Raw genomic sequence first — 24,019 nt, 5'->3', positions numbered from 1 at the left:
CCCACGTCCTCGGCCCGCTCACCAGGACGAGCACTCGATCGACACGGTGCCCGGATACCTGAACCCGGTGGTCCTCGCTACCCCCCGACGTGAGGAGGCCGTCCCGTGCCACTCGCCCTGACCCTCTGCGGTGTCTGCGTCCTGGTGATGGCGCTCGCACTGTTACCAGTCAGCACCGTGCCGGTCCTCGCCGTCCTCGTTCTGCTGGTGTTCGTCGCCGCGATCTTCGCGTTCGCGCGGGCGGGCCGCGTCGAGCGAGCCGCCGGGGCCCTCTGGTCGGTGCCCCGCCCCCTCGCCTGGGCCGCCGGCGGGCTCCTGCTGGTGAGCGTCCTCTGCGTCGCCGTGGGCCCGCTTCCGGTGCTCTCCTCGATCGACGCGGTCGACGGCCGCTACTCCTACGCCCCGTTGACCGCCGACGCGACCCGCATCATCCTCACCGAGCCCGAGTACTGGGCCCAACGCAAGGCCCAGACCCGGCTCGCCGCCGCCACCGTGGCGATGTTCGCCATGTTCGCCGCCGCCATGTTCGCGGGCGCCGCCCGCTCCCGGGCGGCGGCCCGCCGGCTCAGCCCGCCAGAGCCTGCTTGACCGCCGCCGCCACCCGGCCGCCCTCAGCCCGGCCCGCGACCTTCGGGTTCACGATCTTCATCACCGCGCCCATCGCCCGCGGCCCCTCCGCGCCGCCCGCCCGGGCCTCGGCCACCGCCTCGGCGACCAGCGCCGCCAGCTCCTCGTCGCTCAGCGGCTTCGGCAGGTACTCGGCGAGCACCTCGCCCTCGGCCCGCTCCCGCGCCGCCTGCTCCGGCCGGCCGCCACTCTCGAACGCCTCGGCCGCCTCGCGCCGCTTCTTCGCCTCCCGCGCGACGACCTTCTGCACCTCCTCGTCCGAGAGCTCGCGCGCCGCCTTGCCGGCGACCTCCTCGTTGGTGATCGCGGCCAGCGTCATCCGCAGCGTGGCCGAGCGCAGCTCGTCCCGCGCCTTGATCGCGGTCGTGAGGTCGCCCTGCAGTCGGGACTTGAAGGTGGTCATGCGAGCCATTGTGGCAGTCGTGAAACGATGGGACCCATGCGTGCCCGATACCGCGTCCCCCTCAAAGCCGCGCTCGCGGTGACCGCGCTCTCCGCCGCCACGGTCGCCTACGCCGCCGGCTACGAGGCCCGAGCCTTCCGCCTGCGTCGCGTGACCGTCCCCGTCCTGCGGCCCGGGATGCCGCCGCTGCGGTTACTGCAGGTCTCCGACATCCACATGGTGTCGGGTCAGAACAAGAAGCGCCGCTGGCTCCAGTCCCTGGCCGGGCTGCGGCCGGACTTCGTGATCAACACCGGGGACAACCTCTCCGACCCGGAAGCCGTCCCCGAGGCCCTCGACGCGCTCGGCCCGCTCCTGGAATTCCCCGGCGCCTACGTCTTCGGCTCCAACGACTACTACGCACCCCGGCTGCGCAACCCGGCCCGCTACCTCGCCGAGCGCGCCACCGGCCGCCACGGCCTCAACGGCAACGCGCCCGCGCGCAACGTGCCGCGCAACCCCTGGTGGGAGCTGCGCGACGCCTTCGACGCCGCCGGCTGGGCCAACCTCACCAACGCCCGCGGCCGCATCAAGGCCGCCGGCGCCGAGATCGCCCTCACCGGCCTCGACGACCCGCACATCCGCCGCGACCGCTACGCGGAGGTCGCCGGCGGCCCGGACCGCGACGCCGACCTCTCCCTCGCCGTGGTGCACGCCCCCTACCTGCGCGTCCTCGACTCCTTCACCGCCGACGGCTACCCTCTGATCCTCGCCGGCCACACCCACGGCGGCCAGCTCTGCGTCCCCTTCTACGGCGCCCTGGTCACCAACTGCGACATCGACCCGGACCGCGTCAAAGGCCTCTCCACCCACGAGACCCCCGGCCACACCAGCTACCTCCACGTCTCCGCCGGCTGCGGCACCAACCGCTACACCCCGGTCCGCTTCGCCTGCCCCCCGGAGGCCACCCTCCTGACCCTGGTCCCCCGCGAAACCTGATTTCCCGTACGCCAGGCGGTCGGCTAGAGTAGTCCCCGTTGAACCGGGGTGTGGCGCAGCTTGGCAGCGCGCTTCGTTCGGGACGAAGAGGTCGTGGGTTCAAATCCCGCCACCCCGACACAGCTCAGAGGCCACCTACTCTTTTTAGTAGGTGGCCTCTGGCGTTCCGTACAGCAGCGGAGTACCGCAACCGCTACGGCCCCCGCCGCCCCTTCCCCTCCTTCGCCTTGCGACCGAGGGCCTTGCCTAGCTTGCGCAAGGCCCGCCGCGTCTCCTTCGACGGGACGTGTGTATAGACCTCCATCGTGACCGCGATCTCGGAGTGCCGGAGGATCTGCATCGCGATGCGCGGGTGCACGTCCATCGCCGCCAGCAGCGACCCGCAGGTGTGCCGGGTGTCGTGCACGCGGATCAAGCGGACGTCGGCCCGCTCGCAGCGTCGCACGAACTCCCGGTTGAAGTTCCCCGGATTGATCGGGGTGCCGTAGCGCGTCGTGAACACCAGGTCCGAGCCCTGCCACACTTCGCCGGCCGCCTCCTTCGCCGCTGCCTGGTGCTTCTGCCGGGCCCGAAGCGCCGCGACACAGATGTCAGGCAGCGGGAGCACCGCCTCCGACGCCTCCGTCTTGGCCACGTCCGAGTGGATGAGCTGCCGGCGAACCCGCTGGAGCTGATGCCGGACACGCAGCTCGGTCGCGTCGAGGTTCACGTCCGACCAGGTGAGCCCCAGAACCTCCCCCTTGCGGAGGCCAAGCACGAGGACCAGGACGTAGGCCGCGTAGAAGTAGTCCCGTTCCGCTTCGGCTCGTTCCAGGAAGCCGCAGGCTTCTTCCACGGACCACGGCTCGGGCTTCTTCCGCCGGGCCCGAGGCACCTTGATCATCTGGGGGACGTTCTTGGCGATCAGCTCCTCAACAACCGCGTTGCCGAGCGCGCTCCGCAGCACGGTCCGGGCGTCGTTGACCGACCGCTTGGACAACGTCCGGCCACAGCACTGCCCACGCGCACGGCACCGCCGCGCGGCGTCCTTGCCTTGCGCGCAGCACTGGCAGGTCTCCGCGAGCTTGTTCATCCATGTGCGAAGGTCCCGGACGCTCAACCGGTCCAGCCACTTCGCACCCAGGAACGGAAGGATGTACAACCGGACGTTCGTCTCGTACGTCGCTGCGGTCAGCGGCCGGAGGTTGGGCTCCACCACTTCCCGGAGCCAGTAGGCGAGGTAGTTGCCCACAGTCGGAACGGCCGTGGCGACTGGCCCTTTGCTGGCTTCCGCGTGCATCTTGATCCACTTCTCATGGACGACCGCACAACCGACCTGCCCATAGCCGTCTACCAGCAGAAACAAACTTGTATGCACGAGTATGTGAGTCGGTTCCGTGTCTGGGTAGTCACCTGTCGCGGCATTCCGCAAGAGATCACCAGGGTGCGCAAACTCGTTCGAGAAATCTTCGACGGGGAACCACGAGCAGACGACGCCCCTGATCGTCACCGAACTCGGCACCAACGCCCTGACCCACACCACCGGCGGCGGCTTCCGCCTCACTCTCACCCACTCCCCCGAAGGCATCACCATCGCCGTGACCGACTCGGGAGGCGCCACCACCCGCCCCCACGTCCAGGACCCGACAACCGACAGCACCGGCGGTCGAGGCTTGGCCCTCGTCCACGCCTACGCCGACACCGTCACTATCCACGGCGACCACCGAGGCCACACCATCACCGCCGAACTCCCCCCAAGCCACCAGGGGCCGACTCATGTTGACCACGGCCCGCGCGGTCCGCCTCGAACTGCGCATGGGCTTCTGGTGCGAGGCCATCGCCTCCTACCCCGAGACCGAGCAGACGTTCTGGCTCGGATCTCACCCCGCCGCGACGCCGCGCCCGGTGATGCGTTGGTTCCGCACGCGCGCCGGCCACATCGCGGACCAACTCGACGAACCGGCCGCCGCCATCGTGCGCCACTGGCTGACCGACCAGGCCGAGCACGAACACGCTCTCGCGCTCCTCGTCAACGGCGAGCTCTACGCCCACACCATCCACGAAGACAGCCTCCGCTAGCTACTGTCCGCACGCCCCCGCCAACCGCACCGCACTCCCCAAGCAGGCCCCATCACCACTCACCACATTGACCAGGAGGACCAGGCCGACGAGGCACCGCTCCGCCCCGAGATCGAACAGGGCTACCGCGATGAGATCCGCGTCGCCATGAACGCCGTGATCCAGTACTGCCGCAACACCGTCAACGAACACGGCCACCGCGGCCTATGGGCACCACGAGGCAACAGCCCCGACCACTACAAACTCATCAGCCAGGCCCGCCGAGACATCCTCACCAAACTCCGCCTCGTCCTCGACTGCGCCGAAACCATCGCCTACGAGATCGAACGCGACCGACAGCGCCCACACCGCCGCCAGACCAAGTGAGTTACAACCTTCTCCACGACTTCAAGCACTGGCTGCGCTCCGCTCCGCCGGGCGGGCTTCCCGGCGCCGCTCGGGGCGCCGCTCCTGCCTCCGGCCCGCTCCGCCCCGGCTGCACCGACGCCCGTCCACGTGCGGGTAGGCCCGGAGGTCATGAGTCGAGCACCAACGAGCACACGGCCACCGGTCAAGGGCGATGTCTCCGGCGGGGGATCGGCCTGCACCGGGTGGGGTAGAGAGCCGTTCCCGGCTGCGGGCGCATCGTGGCGAATGTGGTGAGCTCCCATCCCGTCGGCCATCGCCCCAGGCCGAGCCGAGCAGACGCGGCCCATGGCGTCCAGGTCGTTCGTAGAATGGCGCGCTCCACCTGGGACGCCATGAACCACGCCCGCTCCACAGACGTGTGGGTCGACGGCGGACGGGATGGGAGCAGGACGACTGTGGTGCATGCTGGTGGGGAAGGTATCCCCACGGTGGCTGTGTAGCGGGCTACCGGCTGGGGGCGAGATCACCGAGGATGGCTACGGCTTCTTGACGTCTGGACTATTGGTCGAGTTAGCCATAAAGAGCTGACTGATCTCTTGAACTTTCTGAACTTGTCCTGCCGGGTCCTCCACCTACTCCGATAGGATTGGCTCGGACGCACGCCGCACCTGGCGCGTGGGAGATCGACGGGAATTCTGAGGCGATATTTCAGTGGCCACCACTAGCGTTAATTTCTGTGACGCTAACTCTCGCATAAGCGCGAAGCAGCGTGATCCATCTGTGTGTGGTATAGGGGGACACGTGGCAGCCTGGTTGATGTTGACGAAGGACGGCAGTAAGCGGATCGGTGAGGGGTACGATGACAGCCCCGCCACTCACTACAGCTGGGACAACACGGTGCCCAACCACGCCACCGTGCGGGTCGGGGACGTGATTGCGTTGTGGGACGCGACCAAGTTGCTGGGCCTGTCGGTGATCGAGGACATCACCCTGGGCCAGGCCGAGAAGAAGACTCCGTACTGCCTCAAGTGCGGGAAGGCCGATGTCGCCGAGCGCAAGAAGAAGATGCCGCGCTTCGTGTGTTGGAACAGCGAGTGCAAGCACGAGTCCGAGACAGCCGGCTGGAAGGACAAGACGGTTGTCACCTACCGGAGCCGACACGAGGCGGGCTGGATTCCGGCCCGCGGCACGCTGATGGCGCCCGAGCTGCGGGCCCTGTGCGTGAAGCCGAAGTCGCAGAACAGCCTGCGCGAGCTGCGCTGGCCCGATTTCCAACAGGCCCTCGCCTACGGCTCCGTGCCGCTGCCGCTAGGCATCATCGATACCGCCCATGACACCGTTCAGGGCGGCCACAGCACCGCGACCATCCGCGTGCGCGGCTTTCCGTAAGCAGCTGCTGGAGAGCTTCGGCAACGTGTGCGCGTTCACCGGGCCGGCCCCGGTGCAAGCGTTGGAGGCCGCACACTTGTACAGCTACGCCGCCAACGGCAAGCATCACAAGGGCGGTGGCCTACTCCTACGCCGCGACCTGCACCGGCTATTCGACCTCGGGTTGATCGCTGTCAACCCGCAGACCGGCACCCTGCACCTGCACGACGAGCTCAGGCTTTACCCGGACTACGCCAAGCTCCACGGCGCTCCGCTTACGGTTATCGTCACCGCCGACCACATTAAGTGGCTTACTCAGCACTGGACTATGCATCGTCAGGCCACCGCACAGGCCGTGATCCCGTTGCAGGGCGGATCTGCAAGGGTTGAGACCGCCCTCTAGCGCCGGTGCCGAATTCGGATCCTTGAAGCGGCGAGAGAGGGGGGAGCCCCTAGGGCTCCCCCCTCCTAGTGCGCCCCTCAGATCATGGCATCCGGCGCTCGGCTACGCGTGCCCAGTAGCTGATCTGCGAGTGAATCTCCATCAGTTGGTTGAGGAGTTCACTTGGCTTGGACCAGCCCTCCCGGTCCAGCAGCCGGGCTCCCCCCGGCTCCTCTACGCTGGCGAGCTCGTCAACGTCTAGGTTGGTCTGTTCGATGAATTGGGCGATCTGGCCCTTCAGACGTGTCGCCTTCATCCGGGGTGTCTCATTCGGCGCTGTCACCGGCCGCGGGACCACGGTGCCTGCGGGATAGGCCTCGTAGCGCAACCAAGTGTCCTCGATCGGCATCGGCTTGCCTTCGGGATCCTCCTGCCACTTCCCCGACTCGTCGAGGCTGCCGAGCTCGAACTCGCCGTTCTCATTAACCCGGCGAGGGCGTGTCTTGGCACGTCCGTCGACGATCGCCTGTGCCAGCACATGCAACCCGAGTTCGTCATGGAGCATCAATTCTAGAATCTGATGTGGCCCACGTTTGTCAGCATTGGCGCTGCCCATCGGCTCGCGCTGCAGCCCACCCCAGGCGGTCAAGTGATACTGGGCCAGAGCCGCTAGTTCAAGCCGAGCCACCCAGGCCTCAGGTTCGGTGGGCGACGCATTGCCAACGACAAGTTCCAACAAAGCGGCCTCAAGCAGGGCTTGAGGGGTACGGCCGGTGACCCTCCACGGCACCGTGGCGTATCGCGCCAGCCGGGTGCAACGCAGGTACGGGGCGCGCATCCGGTCAGCCCGTAGCCGTTCGGGATCGCGAGGGTCGAGAGTGGTTGCGATGCTTCGAGTGGGCCGTAGGGCCAACTCCGCGATCACCTCGGTTCGTCGCCCGGCACTCACGCTTTTTTTGGCGGTGACGTCTCGGATGCCGCGCTCGACTAGTTCACGATGATGCTCGCGTAGCAGGGAAGCAAGGACATACGCCGCCTGTTCGTCTCGCTCCACGGGAAGTCCCGCTGCCTTCGCTTCTGCTGGCGTGAGCAGGCCGGCGAGGTAGTCGTGCACCGGGTCGTCGAGCACCTCGGCACCACGGAGCACGTCCAAGACGGCTTCGGCCATGGCCTCCAGCTTGCCCGTTTGACTCCACGGCCGAGGAGGATCGACGTGAAGCATGCCGACGAAGGCATTGACCGCCCGCGCGTAATCATATCCCTCTCTGGTCGGGGTAAAGCGGAGGAACACACGAGCCGGTGTGATCAAGGCGTTGCGTTGTCGGATCAGCTTGCGATGCGCGGTCGGTCTCAGATCCTGGGGATTCTCCCCGCTGATGCGACCGATCGTGCGACGGTAGTCATCCCGGTTCGTGGGGAAATGATAGTGAATCTGCTCCTCTGTAAGCCCAAGGATATCCTGTGCGTTGGTGATCCGGCTGGAACCGTCTGCAGTGCCCAGGAGAGGCATAGATGATTGCCCGTCACGATGCCGCAGTTCGAAGAGGACAACGGTCACCGGCATGGCGATGCCGCGCGCGGCGATAGACTCCCGCAAATTGTTTCTCGACATGATGAACTCGTGGGCCCGTTCCGTCTCCTCCAAGACGTGGCTGACGCTCTCGCCCTCGATCCAGAGTGTGCTGGTCTCGCCCGGAGTAGAGCGCGGACCGGTCAGCGGACCCACAAATCCCTCGGCGCCGGCCGCCGGGTACACGCGCCGCTCCATAGTGCGGTTGTTGGTCGGTAGCGGAACGAGTCCGGGGACATACAGGTCGAGGTCGATCGCCTCGATCACCCCCCCCGCAACATTGACTCGCGTTGGTCGCTTCAGCAGGGACCTCAGCTCACTAGGGTCAACGGCGGCATGAGCGAGCGCTGCGGCGAACTCAGCCGGCAGCCCTACATCCTCGCCCGCCGCAGCTGCGCGCCGGACTGCGGCCACCTTTGCCATCGACGGCAGCTCGTCCTCGGCGAAGCGCGACCAGATCGCAGCGCTGTCCTCCTCCGTACTGTCGTCCGCGTCGAACTCGTCCTCAACGCCTTCGAGCTCTTCCACGTCTTCGGCCTTCTTCTGGTGTTCGGATTCCTGCCGATCCATCGTGATCTCCTCCATCAGCACAGGTTTGTGGGGGCTGGTGGTGTGCGGACACACCGAAACGGGCTCCGCATGAGGCCGCCGACGGCGTCGTGAAGCCTGCCGGCGGCCACCTGACTCACGCGCTAGTGAGCGACTGCGGAAGACGACCTCCAAGGATCCGAAGATCGTTACGGATCGAACTCTCGTCACGACCGAGCAACTGCGCGATGATCACCGTCGGCACTTTCAAGGCACACAGCTCGGCTACCTGACGGCGCCGCTTGGCGACCTCGCCGGACTTACGCCACCTCCTGCGCCGCTCCTCCGCCGTCTCGCCGGCGAGAAAGACGTGCTCGTCTCGACTGTCAAGGGCGTAGCGCCGGCAGCTCTGCAGCAACGGGCACTCGCGGCACATAGCGCGGGCCTGCGGGATGTCCCGCTCCGGTTTGACGGGTTCTCCGTCGAAGGCCGCCTGCTGCTCCGCCTGGCTGGGGAACCTCGTCGCGTCCCACACGTGACAGGCTGCCTCACCCAGGGGCGGGCCGAAGGGCTCCATGGCCCAGAACAGGGCATCCGGCGAAAGTAGGTACTCGATCTCGTCGTGGGGTTTCACGGCGCTCCTCCTCAGATCACGCCTCGCGTGCGTGTAAGGACGAGGGGGTCACACCCACGTTCTCTTGATCATCATGTGGCGCCGTCCGAGTCTCTAGTCGTACGAGACGAGCAGTTCTGAGCGATTCTCAGCCCTGTCGCGTGCCTGCACCAACCGGTGCTCGTACGGCCTGCGGAGTGACCCCCGAAGCGAAGCCATCACCAGTGTGGCACTCGACCCCGTCGATACGGGAGAAACGCAGAGATGGTGCTCATCCTGCCGAAGTCATGGCGGTGGGGCCTGAGTTCACGCGTGCTACTCGTTCACGCCGGTGGGCGTTCCGCCCACCGGCGGCCATGGCCACAGAGCCGAATACGTGTCCAAGCTGCTCCGGGGCTGGAGACGACGCTGCAACGATTCAGCGCTTTCTGCGGGCTTGGACTTCGAGGGCGGACCACCCGTAGCGCTCACCCACAACGTATCGGCGGGTGAGCGGCTCCGACACCCGACGTTGAGTTCAACGACAGCAGACGAGGGAGTTGACCATCACCACTGCCCAGTTAGCGCTTCAGGGACACCGAGCCGCTTGGCGGTTCGCGGTCTGGTCGGTTGGCTGCGGAATCACCGCGCGAATTCTGCGGCGACGTAGATGCGCGCGGATCGCCCCTTGAGGAGTAGGCATTGTCGGCGAGGACCGCGTCGGGGGTGACCCGGGGGCGGCCCATGCGTCTGGGCACCCGCAGCAGGCTCATGACCTGCTCGAAGGCGGGTGCGTCGCCCGCCTGGCCCGGAGTGATGACGGACGCCAGGGGCCGGCAGCGGCCATCAGCGGCGGGGTGAAACTTGGTGGTCAGTCCGCCGCAGGAGCGGCCGAGGACATGGTGGACCGGCTTGCCGGCCGGGGCCCCTTTTGACGGGCCCCGGCGGCGTGCTGATGAGCGTGGACGATCGTGGAGTCGACCGCGACCACCCGGTTCAGATCGCCCTCGGCGTCGGCCTTGGTGAGCAACGCGGTGAAGACCTTCTTCCAAGTGTCGTCTGCAGTCCACTTTCGCAGCATGTTGTGGGCGCTCCCTCCCATGAGCCGAAGTGCTCGGGTAGGTCCACCCACGGCGTGCCGGTGCGGTGCTTGGACACGCTCGCGTCGATCACCTGCCGCTGATCCCGCCACCGCCCGCCCCGCTTTGGCGTCCGATCCGGCAGCAACGGCTCGATACGTGCCCACTGGGCGTCAGTCAACGACACACCAGATCAATGATCCAGAAGGAAACGGGCTAGCCCTTGGCGCGCACGGCGGGTGCACAGAGCAGACAGCCGTGCCCGTGCCCAACAGACTTGGATAGCTGTGGTGGGAACTGATGGCTAGGTCCTGTCCGGGCGATCTTCGAGGATCAGCCCGCGGCGTCAGATGCGGTGCATCGCAAGGCGCCGGATCGCAGCTCATACTTGGCCGTATTCGCGCGATTCGGTAACGCAGCGAGGTGCCGTAGCTGGCGGCGCGGGCCCGAAGAAAATCGCCCGGACAGGGCCTAGCTATTTCGGGTACCAAGCGCTGCCGGTTGGTGGTGCGGCGCAGTTCGGTTGCGGTACAGCAGTGGAGTACAGCAACCGCTACGGCCCCCGCCGCCCCTTCCCTTCCTTCGGCTTGCGACCGAGGGCGTTGCCCAGCTTGCGCAACGCCCGTCGCGTCTCCTTCGACGGGATGTGCGTGTAGACATCCATCGTGACCGCGATCTCGGAGTGCCGGAGGATCTGCATGGCGATGCGCGGGTGCACGTCCATCGCCGTGAGGAGCGACCCGCAGGTGTGCCGGGTGTCGTGCACGCGGATCAAGCGGACGTCGGCCCGCTCGCAGTGTCGCACGAACTCCCGGTTGAAGTTCCTCGGATCGATCGGGGTGCCGTAACGCGCGTCGAGAGCACCAGGTGGCCGCCGCCGACTCGGTGTCAACTTCCGAGGCGAAGGCGAGTCCGTGTTCCTGCCACTTCGAGCCGGCTGCCGTCCTCCGTACCTCCTGCGCGGGGTCCATCGGTGAGCACGGGGCGACCGCTACGAGCACGGCGCCATGAAACAGCAGTCGACACGACACCCGTGACCGTTAATTACTCAGAAGGGAACAGACCGGTTTCCTCTGCTGTTTTCTGCTCTGGCGCCGCAGCCAGCTCCCACTCGATATCATCGAGGTCGACTCCAAAGCGGCTGTTTTCTTCGAGGAACACTTCATGTCGGAACACGAGGACAGGCTTAGGTCCCTTCCCGGGGCCTTTAGCTTCCTGCCAGATTGTTTCTGCGGGGCGGTTCCGGAATTCCTTCAACTTTTTATCGCGCTGCTCGCCCGCCTCCATCAGTGAAATTTCGATGCCGTCCAAGATGAGCTTATCCATCTCGACGCCGCTGTAACTGCGATTGCAGAGTAGCCCGATCGCCCGTTTCCGTCCCGGGTGGACCGAATCCCAGACTGAGCGGGCATTCCTCCGCCCCTGTCCTGGTGGGTTCGCGCCAAAACCAGTCATCACAGTATTCCAAAGAACCGGACTATAGGCACGCAGGAGGGCCCGTTCACCGAGAACGATCCAAATGTCATCGACGGTCAGATATCTTACATCGAAATCTGAAGCGTGGAGATTGTGAGGTTCATTGATGCTTCTACGGTGGTCGCTTATTCGGTCGAACAGCTTTCGCTGAGACCAGTTTGGCGGATCTCCGTAGCTGCTATCGCCAGCCGATGCTTTCCCTATATAAATGGGGGTGTCCGCATGCTTCAATCCTTTGTAGATCTCGAGGTCGCCCTTATAGTAAAGCGCGTATAGTCCCGCACCCGAAAACGGCTTCATCTCATCTAGGGGTACCCGTGGGCGCCTGTCCATCTCCTCACGGAGGTTACGGCCGAGCAAGTCAAGGTCCAAAGGGTTGAACTGGGGGGGGCACTGGGCTGGAAACCATGGTTGGATCCTACTTGTCGTCCGGGATGCCCGACCTCCTTGGCGCGACACCTTGATAAAAACAGACGTCTATGCCCGAGAATTGCTGATTTGTGCGAGCTGTAGGTAATTCCGCTAAGCTATTCCGGTTCGTCGCGATTTATGAGTGAGCCTCGCACGACGCTTATAACTCGCGCGGCTGCCGCGTCAGGATCCTCGTGTTCCCAGACGCGAACGACCGTCCAGCCCGCCTCTCGCAGGAGACGATCCGTCTCCGCGTCCCTGTTCTGAGTGCCTTCGATCTTGCCGCGCCAGAATTCGGCGTTCTTATGCGACTTCCGAAGGTGTTCTGGGCAACCGTGCCAAAAGCATCCGTCGACGAACACCGCGACTTTCGGCTTAGAAAAGATCAGGTCGGCGGTGCGCCGTAGTTCAGGCAGAGGCCGTGACGCCACCCGATACCGGAGACCCCGCTTGTGTAGCAAGGACCGGAGCCTCAACTCGGGTCGGGTGTCCTTGCCCCGATTGGCCCGCATCACCGCGCGTACCGACGGCGAGGAAGCCCAGGAGTCCTCTGCAGGCGGTTCCTCGGTGAGAAGGCCTTTTTCCCAGGCCATCTTCCAGCCTTCGGCAAGGTTTGCGGCCCGAGTTTTGTGCTCGACTTGCCCTAGGTAACGGGCAGGGGATTTGCCGCCGTCGGACCAGCGCAGGTACGCGCGAATACGTCGCGTGTCAGGAAGAACCTTCAGCTCTACCGAAGCCCGGGCGAACCGCCCCTCGCCGAGATCGACGGAACGGCGGTGACGACCGCCAGCGGCCCGATCCTGTTCGGCGGCAATGGCAGCCCGGGTCCTGCCGGGACGCCCTTTCCACGCCCGGTCCGGCGGTGAGTCGTGCTTCCAGCCGCTCTGCGCTCTGCTGGTGGGACTTGTCACTTCTAACGTTCCTCCGCATCGTCCAGTACGGCGGCGACGGCCTTGGCGAAGACTTCTCCGAGGGCGACGGGTACGGCATTGCCGAGCTGGCGCATTTTCTCCCCTCGCGGCCCTCTGAGCTCCCACGTGTCGGGGAAGGTCATGACGCGAGCGGTCTCACGGACCGTCATGTATCTGTATTTGTACGGGACACCACCCTGGGAAGTCTTGTCGGCCACCAGCTCGTCCAAGAGCATGACCGACTCGCCGCCGGGTACACCATGTACTCCGGCCTTGACGGTCTTCGCCGGGCGGTCGAGTTCGTTGGGGGTATGTCCGTCGTAGATGCGAGCTCCGGGCCAGCCAATATGCTCTGTGAACCCGCCTAGGAAGTGTTCAGTGCGATCCAGCCACTCGTCCGGCACATCTGGCAGAGGCTTGTTGTCTCCAATGCCGGCGATCGCGTCACGCAGCGTGTGCCAGGGCAACAGGCCGTCGTCCATCGGCATCGTCTTGGGCAGGCGGGCCATGACCCACTCACGTACGTGGTCGGGGACGTTAGGGTGCCGCACCCAGTAGCTTTCGTCCTCCATGGACCGGAAGAGGGCAGTCTCGGAGTGAGTTGGCTTCACAAGCCTCTTGAACAGGTCGATGTCGACGTTCAGATCGCGACGGAAAGCGACGATGATCACGCGGTTGCGGATCTGAGGTACTCCGTAGTCGGCCGCGTTCACTGGCATCATGACGACCTCGTACCGCTTCTTGAGTCCACCCGGCTCTTCTTCAAGCCGCCGCTCCAGCAGCTGCTCGTAGTGCTGCTCCCAGTTGCTGCCTTCGCGTCGTTCCTCGAAGGGTAGCTCTAGCTCACGCTGGATGTAGTCGAAGTAGCGACGGAAAGACGGCCTGAGTAGGCCGCGGACGTTCTCGCAGATCACAACCTTTGGCTGAATCTGACGGACAGCCTTGAACATCTGCGGGAACATGTTCCGCTTGTCCTCGTCCCCCTTCGCGACGCCGCCGAGGCTGAACGGCTGGCAGGGGGGACCGCCAGCGAGCACGTCCACCTTGCCGGCCAGGTAGTCCATGTCGAGTTTTTGGACGTCGCCCGCGAAGAGGGGCACCTTCTCACCAGGCCCGGGCGGTCGGGTCGGCTTCTGCCCGTCGGGCAGCCGCTGGGCGCCGTTGGCCTCCAGCGTCTCGCACGCCCGCTTGGCGAACTCGTTGAAAAGGAGAGGGCGGAACCCGGCGCGATGGACGGCCATGGCCAGACCACCAGCGCCAGCGAAGAGCTCGACACCCGTGCGGTCCTTCTTTGATTTTTCCTGCAGTTCAGCCACTCTAAAAGCATACCGCGGAGTTGTGGACCCGCAAACCCCTTCGAGCTGTAGGTTCGTCAGCGTGTACAGGTCGCCGTTAGGGTTTCCGAGATCATGTCGACCAAGGGAGTGGGACGGATGACGCCGGTGGTGGGCTCCGACGATGGGACGCGGTACCACAAGGACTTCACCCTGAGCATCACCAAGGCGCTCGGCGACCAACTGGCCGCAGCGCTCGGCGAACTGGACAGGGCTCCGCTCGCCGAGGAGAGCATCGCGCGGCTCAAGGAGAAGCCTGGGGTCTACCAGCTGTACCTGAACGGCGAGTTCGTCTACGTGGGCAAGGCCGACAAATCCTTGCCCGCCCGCCTTCGCAACCACCTCCGCAAGATCTCGGGACGCCGCAACATCTCTCTGGCCGAGATGGCCTTCTCGTGCCTGTACGTGGCGGAGGACTTCTCCGCCCTCGCCCCAGAACAGTTGCTTATCAGCCACCACAAGGGCATGGGTGACATCCCCTGGAACAACAACGGCTTCGGCAACAAGGACCCCGGCCGCCAGCGGGACAGCACTGTCCTGAAAGAGAATCACTTCGACGTGATGTTCCCCATTGACCTGGAGCGGCCGGTCGAGGGGCTGCGGGCCGGCGAGACGACGCTGCAGGAACTCCTGGAAACGATCAAGGTCGGTCTCCCGTACAACTTCAGGTACGGGAAGTCCGCGGAGTTCAAGGCTCGACGGGTCCACGTGCCGAGGGCTGAGATGACCGCCGACGAGGTCTTCCAGCTGGTCTCCGCAGAGATACCGGCCAAGTGGCAGGTCACTGCCCTGATGGGCTACGTGATCATGTACGACGACAGCCCCACGGCCTACAGGAGCGCATGGCGGTACTACCGCGGCGGCCAGCCCATTCGCGCTGTGCCTGAGGCAGAGCCGCCAGGGAACGCTGAAGTCGATCCGCCGACGCTGGACGACTGAACAGCCGGACTGGGACAACGCGTGACGAGGGCATCGCGCCAGGCCACGCCGGCTTGCCACCTGTCGCGCCGTCACCATGGTCGACCAAAGCGGCGGGCTCGGCTCCGAGACGCTGCGCACCCTCGACGGCTGCCGGGGCGGGTTCGTGATCGGCGCGAAGCGTGGGGTTCGGGACGAGCGCTTGATCGGAGGCGACGAGGGCGCGGTCAACGAAAGCGGGCGTCCGAGCCGAAGTGGGTGACGACCGTGGTGTTCGCCTGCCGCTCCGGCAGTGGTTGGTGGAAAAGGGGCGCGGCGGTGGCAGGCGTCGTATCGGTGGTCACGGCCGTGCCTCTCCTCAGCCGGGCCGACTCCGGTCAGCCAAAAGGGCTGGGCATCGGGCCGAACGGACCGTCTTCCCAGGCAACGCTTACTGTACCCATAGCCCTGTCGCCCGGTTGTCGAATCGTGACCAACCCGGCGGCACAGAGATCCGAGACCAGGAGGCGGGTCACTCCCAGGGGGATGGACAACTGCATGGAGATGTGCGCGACCGAGGTGGGCCGACGACAGAGATCACATATGCGCTGTTGCTCGGGCAGCAGGTTCCACGCTTGTTCGCCGATTTGCGTCGTGTCAACGACCGCGTTATCCAAGGGAGGGTGGTGGGTGACCTGTTTGGGGACCGCAGGGGCGTAGGGGCGGACGAGCGAGGCTTGGTTGCCCTCCGGGGCGTCCTCCCCGCGAGCTCGGAGGGAAAAGCGTGGGTTGTGGCGATCGGCCTTCGTCCACTCGCGGGGGTTCTGCGGGACGGGGGTCCTAAGACGTTGTACGAGGAGGGTCTTCAGCGTGTCAGCCGCCTGTCGCTGGTTATCACCTCGTAAGGCCTTCACCAACTCCGTGAGTGCGTCTGGGCCTCGTTCACGAGCGGCTGTCGCCAGCACCCACTCCGCGTCGCTCGCCCGGCGCACAGAACGTAGGAAGGACGGAATGTCGGCGCTGGCCCGCACCCGGCCTACAGCAGCCAGGACCTGGTAGGCATCGGCTTCCTGCCCCGCGTCCCGGAGTGCCGACACGACCTCCAGCACTTTGGGTGGGGAATCATCGCGGCCAACACCCGTGAGAAGTCGGTGGGCCTCGTGGTGCCGCTCCGCCGCCCGCGCATCGCGCACGAGCCGAGGGATGTCCGTGGACGGAGCGTGGAGTCCGGGCAGTGGGTTGTCCGGGGGGATGTCCGCCCACTCGCGTCCCTGACCAGGGATATCCGAGTCGTCCGCGTCCTCGCGTAGTTCGTCGGCCAGTCTGGTGAGTCGGTCCTCCCCGTCGTCCAGACGACGAGCGGCCGTCGCCAGCGCGCGGTCGATGTCGTCCGCCGCAGTGTCCGTGATCTCCCGGGCGGGGTGCTGCGGTCCGGGTAGTGTGGCGGGAACCTGGTGAGGGTCGGCCTTCCGGCGCAGACATTCCAGTTCCTCCGTCAGCGCACGGACTTGGGCCGCCGCGCGTTCGGCGAGTTCATCGGCCCTGTCGCGCTCGGCACTGGCCCTGCGTAGCTCCGACTCGGCCTGACGTCGCTGGTCCTCGCTGCGCCGCAGGCGTTCACGTAGCCGGAGCTCGTTCTTCCCCGTCCCGGCCGTGAGGAGTCGCCCGCGTTCGGCCTGTAGCGAGCTCACCCGGCGTTGCAACTCATCGACCATCGCCAGCAGCAGCCATACGATCTGACTGGCTTCGCTGCGGGCTCGCTCAAGTTCAACCGCGCGCTCCACGGCCCGGACCAGCTTGTCGGAGAGGGCAAGCGACTGCCGTTGAACCGCCACGAGTTCGGCGGCCGAGTCCGCGACGTCAGCGCCTCGGGGGCCGCCGACATCGCGAGTTGCCCCGGTGTCGCCCGCTGAGGCGCCTCGCTCGGTTCCGGCAGGGCGCTTTCCGCATGCACGGGCCTCTGAGAGCAGTCGGGCGCGCTCGACCTCGGTTCGCGAGCACACGTCGGCGACCGCCTCGACAAAGTCCCATGTCAGCCTGACGCCGGCCAGGCGGTCGGAGACCGTGGTGCGGCCGGGAACCCGGCCGTCGCGGAAATGCTCCGGCCGTAACTCGCCCATCAGATCGTTGAGGGCCAGGTCCGCATGGTCGAGCCAGCTCCGGAGGTGCCTCGCCAGCTCGTTGTCCTCGTCAGATGTGCCGCGCAGCGGCCCCCAGGGGCGCGTGCGTCGTCGGCCCTCGGTCAACGCCCTCTCCTCTTGTGGTCATGCTTTCCGGAATGCCCGCCGTCTCCGCCGCGGACAAAGGAACTTGTCCGGACTTGTACGCGTCGGGGGGTGAATAAATGGACCAGGCCCTGCCGGCAGACGGAGTGTGTGATGCGCTGCCTGTTCGCTGAACCAGGTGGTACTCATCCCGCCCGGGCGTAGGCCGCGGGCCAGTCACGGGAGACGCTCGCATGCCCACGTTACTGAATCACATCGCCCACACGCTCGTCGAAGGGCTGTTGACGCAACTTCCGGCCCAGCTCCTGACGACGGCGATCGTGGCGGTGGTCACGAGCGTGCTCGCTCGCCGCAGGCACAATCGCGCTCGCCGGGGCGTCGTGCGGCCCGCTGACTCGGAGGAAGGCTGAGCGGTGGCTCGTCCGGGGGCGTCCGGGGCCCGAAATTGGGATGCTCGACACTTGCGCTAAGTGATGAGATGGATACGGTACGCGTGCTCGTGTATCGGCTGTCGCTTTGCGGAGGGCGTGATCGTATGGATGTGAACCCCTCAGCTTCCGCCAACGCTGCGGAGAAGGCGCGCGTCGGGTGGTGGGGCTGGATGGGGCGACTCCGTGGCGTCGGAGCCGGGAGAGACCGGGAGGAGTTCGTCACCGAGTCCGAACGGCTGTTGTTCGGTGGGCGGTTGCGGTACGACATGGGGTGGTCGCGGCATGACGACGCCGTGTTGGAGCTGACGTTGCGCCGCACGCTGGTGCGGCTGCCGCAGATGGTGGCGATGAGCGTGCGGCTCGCGTGGGCGGCGGATCGGCGGGCGACGCGGGCGGTGGCGTTGGCGGAGGTGGCGCGGGGCGTCGCGCAGGCGGTGATGCTGCTGAGCGTGCAGGCGGTGCTGGTGGCGTTGTTGGAGCCGGCGGACGTCACCGACGGGTTGCGGGACGCGATGCCGGCGATCGCGGTGATGACGGTGGTGGGGGCGGTCGGCGCGGTGGCGCGGGCCGTGTCGACGTACGCGGACGGCACGTTGCAGCCGAAGGTGGAGCGGCACGCGCAGGAGCGTTATCTGGAGCGGGCGTTGGGGGTCGAGCTCCAGGCGATCGAGGACCACGCGTTCCACAAGCTGCTGGAGTCGGCGCAGTTCGGGGCGTCGTCGGCGCGGCGGATGATCGGGCACGGGACGCGGGTGATCTCGGCGCTGCTGTCGCTGGCGGCGGCGGCCGGCGTGCTGGCGGTGCTGCATCCGGTGTTGATGCCGATGCTGTTGCTGATGACGATGCCGAGTGCCTGGTCGGCGCTGACCATCGCGCGTCGCCGTTACCAGTCGTACCAGGAGTGGGTGCAGCACTCGCGGGCGGCGAACACGCTGTCCCGGCTGATCATCGAGGCGGACGCGGCGGCCGAGGTGCGGGTGCACGGGGTGGGTCCCTTTCTGCTGCGGCACTTCCGGGCGATGTCGCAGTCGTACGAGGGCGAGCAGGCGCGGTTGGCGCGGGAGGCGGCCGGCACCCGGCTCGTCGCGTCGGCGCTGACGGGGGCCACGGCGCTGGCGACGTACCTGGTGCTCGGCGGGCTGCTGTGGTCCGGGGCGATGGAGGTCGCGGCGGCCGGGGCGGCGGTGGTGGCGATCCGCACCGGCTCCTCGTCGTTGGACAACCTGATCGCGCAGGTCAACTCCATGCACGAGGACAGCCTGTTCGTGACCGACCTGCACCAGATCGTCGAGCAGTCCACCGGCCGGGAGATCCCGGTGGGCGGGGCGCCGTTGCCGGAGCGGCCGGAGTCCATCGAGGTGGAGGGCGTGACGTTCGCCTTCCCCGGCACGGAGGGGCCGCCGGCCTTGCGCGGGGTGTCGTTGACGATCCCGGTGGGGCGGGTCACGGCGCTGGTGGGGGAGAACGGGTCGGGCAAGTCCACGCTGATCAAGCTGCTGTGCGGGTTGTACCGGCCGCAGGCGGGCCGGATCCGGTTCGGTGGCCAGGACATCGCGGCGGCCGATCGGCAGGATCTCTTCTCGCGGTTCGCCGTCGTCGGGCAGGACTTCTACCGGTGGCCGTTCACCGCGCGGGTCAACGTGGCGGTGGGGCGGACGGCGGTGCCGATCAGCGAGGAGCGGCTTGAGGCGGCGGCGGCCCAGGCCGGCGCGGGTGACGTGGTGGCGGGGCTGCCGCACGGCTGGGGGACGTTGCTGTCCCGGGTCTTCCAGCGCGGTCACCAGCTCTCCGGCGGCCAGTGGCAGAAGCTGGGGATCGCCAGGGCCGCCTACCGGGACGCGCCGATCCTGATCGTCGACGAGCCGACGGCGGCCCTGGACGCGCGGGCCGAGCAGGAGGTCTTCGACCGGATCCGGGCCCTGGCCGACGCCGGTCGGACGGTGGTGCTGATCACCCACCGGATGGCCTCGGTGCGGGACGCGGACCTGGTGCACGTGCTGCACGGCGGGCGGCTTGTGGAGTCCGGCACGCCGGACGAGCTGTTGCGGGGCGGCGGCAGGTACGCGGAGATGTACGGCATCCAGGCCGCGCAGTTCGCCAGGAGCGGGGCGGCCTGAGGGGCCGGCGTCACAGGGCCGCGGCGACAGCGGCGCCGACGAAGACCACCTGGAGCGCCATGCGGGTGGGCAGCGGGGTCACGCCAGGGAGGCGGCGGCGCGCGGCCGAGACGTTCGCCGGGGTCATGGCGAGCATCAGCAGCGCGAGGGCGAGGGCGGCGTACGGCGCCACCGGCGGGATCAGCAGGCCGGCGGCGCCGACCAGCTCCAGCACGCCGGTGAGGTCGACCAGCAGCCGGGGCCGGGGGAGGGCCGGCGGGACCATCGCGATCAGCTCGTCGCGCTTCGGCCGGACGAAGTGGGCCAGGCCGGTGGCCAGGAACATCAGCGCGAGGCCGCCACGCAGCGCCGGCTGCCAGGCGTCGAGCGCGTCGACGCCGACCAGGCCGAGGAGCCGGAGGACGGCGAACCCGCCGACCAGGAAGACGAACGGAGCCATCTGACCCACCCCAATCTTGTCATTGGAAAGTTCCTGGCGTCGACTATAACTTGTCAGTGGAAAGACCGGGTGTCGGGAGAGGAAGGGAGCGTGGGGCACATCAGTCGGCAGATCAGTCAGGCGAGCGGCTACCACCACGGAAACCTGCGCCGGGCCGTGATCGACGCGGCGCTGGAGGCGATCGACGAGTCCGGGCCCACCGGCTGGAGCCTGCGCGCGCTGGCGCGCCGCGCCGGGGTCTCGCACGCCGCGCCCGTGCACCACTTCGGGGACAAGGCCGGACTGCTGACGGCCGTGGCCGCCGAGGGGTACGAGCTGTTCGCGGCGGCCCTGGAGGCGTGCGCGGCCGAGGGGGACTTCCAGGAGGTCGGGGTCGCCTATGTGCGTTTCGCCGTGCGCCACCGGGCGCACTTCGCGGTGATGTTCCGCCCCGAGCTCTACCGGCCGGACGATCCGGCGCTGGTCGCGGCGCGCGACCGCGCGGGCGCCGTGCTGGCCGCCGGCGCGCGGCGCCTCTCGGCAGAGCCGGCGGGGGACCGGGCGGTCACCCTGGCCGCCTGGTCGGCCGCGCACGGCTTCGCCGGCCTCTGGCTGGACGGCGCGCTGCCCGAGGCCCGCGACCCGGGACAGGATCCGGAGGCCGTGGCGCGGCGGGTGTTCCGGGCGATGTTCCGCGGGGGCCCCGGCGAGCCAGCCGCTTGACGGGGGGTATGGGTCGTTTTATCGTAGAAAGTGCCTGTGGGGCGAGCGAGGGAGTCCGAACCGGAGATCACTCGGAAGACTGGCTAGAGACCAGATCGGACCGAGATTCGAAGGTCGGGCTGAGAGGCCGAAGGTCGAGCAGACGGACCAACGGCGACCTCCACCACCTGATCCGGGTCATGCCGGCGCAGGGAGCCCACCTCGCAGGTCTTTCTTCTGCCCGGAGGCGGTCAGCGACCGTTGCCGGGCTCTGTCGTGTCGTGCGCGCCCCGCCGCAGGAAGCCGTCCAGGCGCGGGCCGAGCCGCACCCCGTCCCGCGCCGTCCAGTGCCGGCGCAGCACCCGGACGCCGACGCACGTGTCGACGCCGGTGACGCCGGGGAAGGCCCCGAGGTCGTGGGTGATGAAGCGCGCCAGGTCCTCCTCGTCCCGGTAGACGCCGTAGTGGATCACCGAGGAGGAGCCGGCCACCATCGAGACATAGCGGGCCGACGGGTGGCCGCCGAGGGTGTCGAGGAGCTCGGGGATGGCCTGCGGCTGCGCGGTCAGCGACACCAGGGCGTTGAGCGGGTAGCCGAGCAGCGTCGGCTCGATCTCCACCCGTGGCCACAGCGCGCCGCACTCCAGCAGGTGCTGTGAGGTGCGGTAGGCGGTGGAGCGGCTGACGCCCAGCTCGCGGGCGATGTCGGCGGCGGTGATCCGGCCGTTGGCCGCCATCAGCTCCAGCGCGCTGCGCTCGAGGTCCGACAGCTGCTCGGGCGAGGTCAGCCGCTCGCCCGTGACCTGGATGGCGTGCTCGCGCAGCCGCTCGGTCTGCTCGGCGCCGAGCCGGTGCAGCCGCCAGCTCTGGCCCATGGTGTGGGCGCGCAGCACCAGTTGGGACTCGGTGGAGACGATGCCGGGGATGCCGGGCAGCCGGTTGGTCAGCAGGTCGAAGATGTCGGTGCCGAGCAGCGGGTAGACCGTGCAGTAGATGTCGGCCTTGCCCGTGGTCAGCAACAGCGTCTGCACCTCGGCCAGTTCGAGGATGCGGCCCGCCACCTCGGCCGACCGCCCCGGCACACAGTTGATCCACACCTGGCGCGGGTTCTCCGTGGTGATCAGCGGCCAGTCGAGGCGGCCGACGACGCGCAGCAGCCGCTCGGAGCGCAGCCTGCCGAGGCGGCGCGCGATGGTGCTGGCCGAGCTGTCCAGCACCTCGGCGAGCGCGTTGACCGGGGTGCGGGGCGCGATCTGGAGCGCCGCGACCAGATCGAGGTCGACGTCGTCGAGCAGCCGTTCCTCCGGGCGCTTCGATGACCGCCGGGTGGTGACGGTGGCCGTTGGCATGGCGTCGATCCTAGTCGGCGGGGGAGGGGGCTCGTCCATCGCCAGGAAGTTACGCGGGCGAAACAGCCGCGAAGTGTCTAGCCATTGACACATTCATTCACGGTGGCGTCTTATGTTGGCGCAATACGCCATCTGGTGCGCCAAGCGTGCGGCTGGGTGGTTGAACATCGGACGAGAGAGGTTCCGGTTATGGAGACCAGGACAGCGGGGGACCGCCCCACCGGCTCGATGGCCGTCACCCTGCGCGTGCTCGGCGTCATCGAGCGGGCGGGCAACAGACTGCCCCATCCCTTCTGGCTCTTCGTGATACTCAGCGGCGTGCTGCTCGTCCTGAGCTGGGCGCTCAACGCCGCCGGCGTGTCCGCCGAGTCGCCGACGGACGGCGCGACCGTCGCCGTCAAGAGCCTGATGTCGGACGACGGCATCACGATGATGCTCGACGGGCTGATCGAGAACTACGCGGCCTTCCCGCCGCTCGGCGTCGTCCTCGTCGTGATGCTCGGCGTCTCGGTCGCCGACAAGGCCGGGCTGCTCACCGCCATGCTGCGGGCCGCGCTGGCCCGGGTGCCGGTCAGGGCCGTCACCTTCATGATCGCCTTCACCGGCATGCTCGCCCACATCGCCTCCGACGCGGCGTTCGTGGTCATGATCCCGCTGGGCGCCATCGCCTACCGCTCCATCGGGCGCAGCCCGGTGCTCGGCGCCGTGGTCGCGTTCGTCTCGGTCTCCGGCGGCCACGCGGCCAGCCCGCTGGTCACCCCGTCCGACGCCACGCTCGCCGCGCTCACCACGGCGGCGGCCCACACCATCGACCCGGGGTACGCGGTCACCCCGGTCGCCAACTACTTCTTCTCGCTCGCCTCCTCGGTCGTGCTGGCCCTGGTCGTCACGGTCATAGCCGAGACGCTGCTCAGCCGCCGCGTCGCCCAGATGGCCGCGGACGACACCGAAGGCACCGGCGACCCGACCGGCGACGATGACGCACTGCCCGACCTGTCGCTGAGCGCCGACGAACGCCGCGGGCTGCGCCACGCCGGCTACACGGCGCTGGTGCTGGTCGCCGCCATCGCGGCCGCCGCGCTGCCGACCGGCTCACCGCTGCGCGGCGAGCACGGCGCCGTCATCGACTCGCCACTGGTGCACAACGTCGCCGTCTTCCTCTCGCTGCTCTTCTTCGCCACCGGTGTCGCCTACGGGCGGGCGGTCGGCGCGGTCCGCGAGGCCAGGGACATCCCCGACCTGATGGCCCAGGGGCTGCGCGAACTCGCCCCGATCCTGGTGCTGTTCTTCGCGATCTCGCAGTTCCTCGCCTACTTCAGGTGGACCGGCATCGGCGAGGTCATGGCCATCAGCGGCGCCCGGCTGCTCGACTCCTCGGGCGTGCCGCTCACCCTGATCTTCGTCGGCGTCATCCTCGTGGTCAGCCTGATGAACCTGGTCCTCACCAGCGGATCCGCGATGTGGGCGCTGATCGGCCCGGTGTTCGTGCCGATGCTGATGCTGCTCGACGTCGCGCCCGAGACGACCTGGGCGCTGTTCCGGATCGCCGACTCCTGCACCAACGCCATCACGCCGATGAGCCCCTACTTCGTCCTCTGCCTCGGCTTCGTCCGCCGCTACCGGCCGAGCGCCGGCATCGGCACGCTCATGTCGCTGACGCTGCCGGTGTCGATCTCGATGCTCGCCGTGTGGACGGCGCTCTTCCTCGGCTGGTACGCGCTCGGCATCCCGTTCGGCCCGGGCGCGCCGACCCCCTGACCTCCCGTCCGTACCGAACAACCCGCACGCCACGATCCACCGGAGAACCGAAAGACC

The 24,019-nt window shown here is 67.6% G+C and carries 24 protein-coding genes, 1 tRNA gene and 1 pseudogene; 13 read left to right on the top strand and 13 right to left on the bottom strand.

What is annotated here, in order from left to right:
* The first annotated feature begins 105 nt into the window (after positions 1–105).
* Positions 106–588 (top strand): hypothetical protein, encoded by a 483-nt coding sequence (locus RNC47_RS06460; RefSeq protein WP_311596332.1) that lies wholly within the window; start codon positions 106–108, stop codon positions 586–588.
* Here RNC47_RS06460 and RNC47_RS06455 read toward each other — a convergent pair.
* Entirely contained in the window at positions 566–1,030 is a 465-nt protein-coding gene (locus RNC47_RS06455) for a GatB/YqeY domain-containing protein (protein WP_311596331.1), read from the bottom strand. The two genes, RNC47_RS06460 and RNC47_RS06455, sit on opposite strands and share 23 nt — an antisense overlap.
* 36 nt (positions 1,031–1,066) lie before the next feature.
* Here RNC47_RS06455 and RNC47_RS06450 point away from each other — a divergent pair, with 36 nt between their 5' ends.
* On the top strand, positions 1,067–2,008 hold the full coding sequence (locus RNC47_RS06450) for a metallophosphoesterase (protein ID WP_311596330.1): 942 nt from the start codon (positions 1,067–1,069) through the stop codon (positions 2,006–2,008).
* Positions 2,009–2,052: 44 nt separating this feature from the next.
* Positions 2,053–2,126, top strand: a tRNA-Pro gene (locus tag RNC47_RS06445).
* A 75-nt stretch (positions 2,127–2,201) separates the two neighbouring features.
* Here the strand turns inward: RNC47_RS06445 and RNC47_RS06440 are convergent.
* Positions 2,202–3,353, bottom strand: coding sequence for a site-specific integrase (locus tag RNC47_RS06440; RefSeq protein ID WP_311596328.1), 1,152 nt, complete (start codon positions 3,351–3,353; stop codon positions 2,202–2,204).
* Positions 3,354–3,486: 133 nt separating this feature from the next.
* Between RNC47_RS06440 and RNC47_RS06435 the strand changes: the two are divergent.
* The 5 genes and pseudogenes from RNC47_RS06435 to RNC47_RS06415 form a co-directional block, all read left to right on the top strand.
* Positions 3,487–3,684 (top strand): annotated as a pseudogene (locus tag RNC47_RS06435) (ATP-binding protein); the annotation flags it as partial.
* A 79-nt stretch (positions 3,685–3,763) separates the two neighbouring features.
* Entirely contained in the window at positions 3,764–4,066 is a 303-nt protein-coding gene (locus tag RNC47_RS06430; RefSeq protein ID WP_311596326.1) for a hypothetical protein, read from the top strand.
* A 147-nt stretch (positions 4,067–4,213) separates the two neighbouring features.
* Positions 4,214–4,432 (top strand): hypothetical protein, encoded by a 219-nt coding sequence (locus RNC47_RS06425; RefSeq protein ID WP_311596324.1) that lies wholly within the window; start codon positions 4,214–4,216, stop codon positions 4,430–4,432.
* 783 nt (positions 4,433–5,215) lie between these two features.
* Positions 5,216–5,803 (top strand): hypothetical protein, encoded by a 588-nt coding sequence (locus RNC47_RS06420; RefSeq protein ID WP_311596322.1) that lies wholly within the window; start codon positions 5,216–5,218, stop codon positions 5,801–5,803.
* Between the two features lie 25 nt (positions 5,804–5,828).
* Complete coding sequence (locus RNC47_RS06415) at positions 5,829–6,185, top strand: HNH endonuclease (RefSeq protein WP_311596320.1); 357 nt, start codon at positions 5,829–5,831, stop codon at positions 6,183–6,185.
* 82 nt (positions 6,186–6,267) lie between these two features.
* Here the strand turns inward: RNC47_RS06415 and RNC47_RS06410 are convergent, their stop codons facing one another.
* From RNC47_RS06410 to RNC47_RS06380, 8 genes are all read right to left on the bottom strand, one after another.
* Complete coding sequence (locus tag RNC47_RS06410) at positions 6,268–8,319, bottom strand: hypothetical protein (protein ID WP_311596317.1); 2,052 nt, start codon at positions 8,317–8,319, stop codon at positions 6,268–6,270.
* Positions 8,320–8,419: 100 nt separating this feature from the next.
* Positions 8,420–8,896 carry a WhiB family transcriptional regulator gene (locus RNC47_RS06405; RefSeq protein WP_311596315.1) on the bottom strand — a complete coding sequence of 159 codons (477 nt, stop codon included), beginning with the start codon at positions 8,894–8,896 and terminating at the stop codon, positions 8,420–8,422.
* Between the two features lie 829 nt (positions 8,897–9,725).
* Positions 9,726–9,935: a hypothetical protein gene (locus RNC47_RS37575; protein WP_394814730.1), complete on the bottom strand. Its 210-nt coding sequence runs from the start codon at positions 9,933–9,935 to the stop codon at positions 9,726–9,728.
* A complete protein-coding gene (locus RNC47_RS37570; RefSeq protein WP_394814721.1) occupies positions 9,851–10,120 on the bottom strand; it encodes a transposase in 270 nt (89 codons plus the stop codon). The genes RNC47_RS37575 and RNC47_RS37570 overlap by 85 nt, the downstream gene beginning before the upstream one ends.
* Positions 10,121–10,486: 366 nt before the next feature.
* The gene (locus RNC47_RS06395) at positions 10,487–10,825 is read right to left on the bottom strand and encodes a tyrosine-type recombinase/integrase (RefSeq protein ID WP_311596313.1); all 339 of its coding nucleotides are present in this window, start codon (positions 10,823–10,825) and stop codon (positions 10,487–10,489) included.
* 152 nt (positions 10,826–10,977) lie between these two features.
* On the bottom strand, positions 10,978–11,709 hold the full coding sequence (locus RNC47_RS06390) for an Eco29kI family restriction endonuclease (protein ID WP_311596312.1): 732 nt from the start codon (positions 11,707–11,709) through the stop codon (positions 10,978–10,980).
* 227 nt (positions 11,710–11,936) lie between these two features.
* Entirely contained in the window at positions 11,937–12,731 is a 795-nt protein-coding gene (locus tag RNC47_RS06385; RefSeq protein WP_311596310.1) for a very short patch repair endonuclease, read from the bottom strand.
* 2 nt (positions 12,732–12,733) lie between these two features.
* Positions 12,734–14,047, bottom strand: coding sequence for a DNA cytosine methyltransferase (locus RNC47_RS06380; protein ID WP_311596308.1), 1,314 nt, complete (start codon positions 14,045–14,047; stop codon positions 12,734–12,736).
* A gap of 93 nt (positions 14,048–14,140) precedes the next feature.
* Between RNC47_RS06380 and RNC47_RS06375 the strand changes: the two genes are divergently transcribed.
* Positions 14,141–15,004: a GIY-YIG nuclease family protein gene (locus RNC47_RS06375; protein WP_311596306.1), complete on the top strand. Its 864-nt coding sequence runs from the start codon at positions 14,141–14,143 to the stop codon at positions 15,002–15,004.
* Positions 15,005–15,360: 356 nt separating this feature from the next.
* On the opposite strand, the gene RNC47_RS06370 is transcribed toward RNC47_RS06375, so the two are convergent.
* Positions 15,361–17,208, bottom strand: a complete 1,848-nt coding sequence (locus RNC47_RS06370; RefSeq protein ID WP_311596304.1) for a DUF742 domain-containing protein — start codon at positions 17,206–17,208, stop codon at positions 15,361–15,363.
* 212 nt (positions 17,209–17,420) lie between these two features.
* Here RNC47_RS06370 and RNC47_RS06365 point away from each other — a divergent pair, with 212 nt between their 5' ends.
* Together RNC47_RS06365 and RNC47_RS06360 are read left to right on the top strand one after the other, a co-directional pair.
* A complete protein-coding gene (locus tag RNC47_RS06365; RefSeq protein WP_311596302.1) occupies positions 17,421–17,597 on the top strand; it encodes a hypothetical protein in 177 nt (58 codons plus the stop codon).
* A gap of 191 nt (positions 17,598–17,788) precedes the next feature.
* Positions 17,789–19,735, top strand: coding sequence for an ABC transporter ATP-binding protein (locus RNC47_RS06360; protein ID WP_311596300.1), 1,947 nt, complete (start codon positions 17,789–17,791; stop codon positions 19,733–19,735).
* 10 nt (positions 19,736–19,745) lie between these two features.
* Here the strand turns inward: RNC47_RS06360 and RNC47_RS06355 are convergent, their stop codons facing one another.
* Positions 19,746–20,174, bottom strand: a complete 429-nt coding sequence (locus RNC47_RS06355; protein WP_311596299.1) for a DoxX family protein — start codon at positions 20,172–20,174, stop codon at positions 19,746–19,748.
* Between the two features lie 111 nt (positions 20,175–20,285).
* Here RNC47_RS06355 and RNC47_RS06350 point away from each other — a divergent pair, with 111 nt between their 5' ends.
* Positions 20,286–20,876: a TetR/AcrR family transcriptional regulator gene (locus RNC47_RS06350; protein ID WP_394814724.1), complete on the top strand. Its 591-nt coding sequence runs from the start codon at positions 20,286–20,288 to the stop codon at positions 20,874–20,876.
* A 230-nt stretch (positions 20,877–21,106) separates the two neighbouring features.
* Here the strand turns inward: RNC47_RS06350 and RNC47_RS06345 are convergent, their stop codons facing one another.
* Positions 21,107–22,204, bottom strand: a complete 1,098-nt coding sequence (locus tag RNC47_RS06345; protein WP_311596295.1) for an Lrp/AsnC family transcriptional regulator — start codon at positions 22,202–22,204, stop codon at positions 21,107–21,109.
* Positions 22,205–22,393: 189 nt separating this feature from the next.
* On the opposite strand from RNC47_RS06345, the gene RNC47_RS06340 reads away from it, so the two are divergent.
* Positions 22,394–23,962, top strand: a complete 1,569-nt coding sequence (locus RNC47_RS06340) for an AbgT family transporter (RefSeq protein ID WP_311596293.1) — start codon at positions 22,394–22,396, stop codon at positions 23,960–23,962.
* Positions 23,963–24,019 lie beyond the last annotated feature (57 nt).

This window comes from Streptomyces millisiae (genome assembly GCF_031845425.1).
GTDB classification, from domain to species: domain Bacteria; phylum Actinomycetota; class Actinomycetes; order Streptomycetales; family Streptomycetaceae; genus Streptomyces; species Streptomyces millisiae.
The sequence above is the reverse complement of the archived record's forward strand: the minus strand, read 5'-3'. Positions and strand labels throughout refer to the sequence as shown.

Coding starts and splice junctions, on each gene's coding strand:
- RNC47_RS06455 (WP_311596331.1), bottom strand. CDS start 1,030: ATGACCACCTTCAAGTCCCGACTGCAGGGCGACCTCACGACCGCGATC.
- RNC47_RS06450 (WP_311596330.1), top strand. CDS start 1,067: ATGCGTGCCCGATACCGCGTCCCCCTCAAAGCCGCGCTCGCGGTGACC.
- RNC47_RS06430 (WP_311596326.1), top strand. CDS start 3,764: ATGTTGACCACGGCCCGCGCGGTCCGCCTCGAACTGCGCATGGGCTTC.
- RNC47_RS06425 (WP_311596324.1), top strand. CDS start 4,214: ATGAACGCCGTGATCCAGTACTGCCGCAACACCGTCAACGAACACGGC.
- RNC47_RS06410 (WP_311596317.1), bottom strand. CDS start 8,319: ATGGAGGAGATCACGATGGATCGGCAGGAATCCGAACACCAGAAGAAG.
- RNC47_RS37575 (WP_394814730.1), bottom strand. CDS start 9,935: ATGCTGCGAAAGTGGACTGCAGACGACACTTGGAAGAAGGTCTTCACC.
- RNC47_RS06390 (WP_311596312.1), bottom strand. CDS start 11,709: ATGAAGCCGTTTTCGGGTGCGGGACTATACGCGCTTTACTATAAGGGC.
- RNC47_RS06375 (WP_311596306.1), top strand. CDS start 14,141: ATGTCGACCAAGGGAGTGGGACGGATGACGCCGGTGGTGGGCTCCGAC.
- RNC47_RS06365 (WP_311596302.1), top strand. CDS start 17,421: ATGCCCACGTTACTGAATCACATCGCCCACACGCTCGTCGAAGGGCTG.
- RNC47_RS06360 (WP_311596300.1), top strand. CDS start 17,789: ATGGGGCGACTCCGTGGCGTCGGAGCCGGGAGAGACCGGGAGGAGTTC.
- RNC47_RS06355 (WP_311596299.1), bottom strand. CDS start 20,174: ATGGCTCCGTTCGTCTTCCTGGTCGGCGGGTTCGCCGTCCTCCGGCTC.
- RNC47_RS06345 (WP_311596295.1), bottom strand. CDS start 22,204: ATGCCAACGGCCACCGTCACCACCCGGCGGTCATCGAAGCGCCCGGAG.
- RNC47_RS06340 (WP_311596293.1), top strand. CDS start 22,394: ATGGAGACCAGGACAGCGGGGGACCGCCCCACCGGCTCGATGGCCGTC.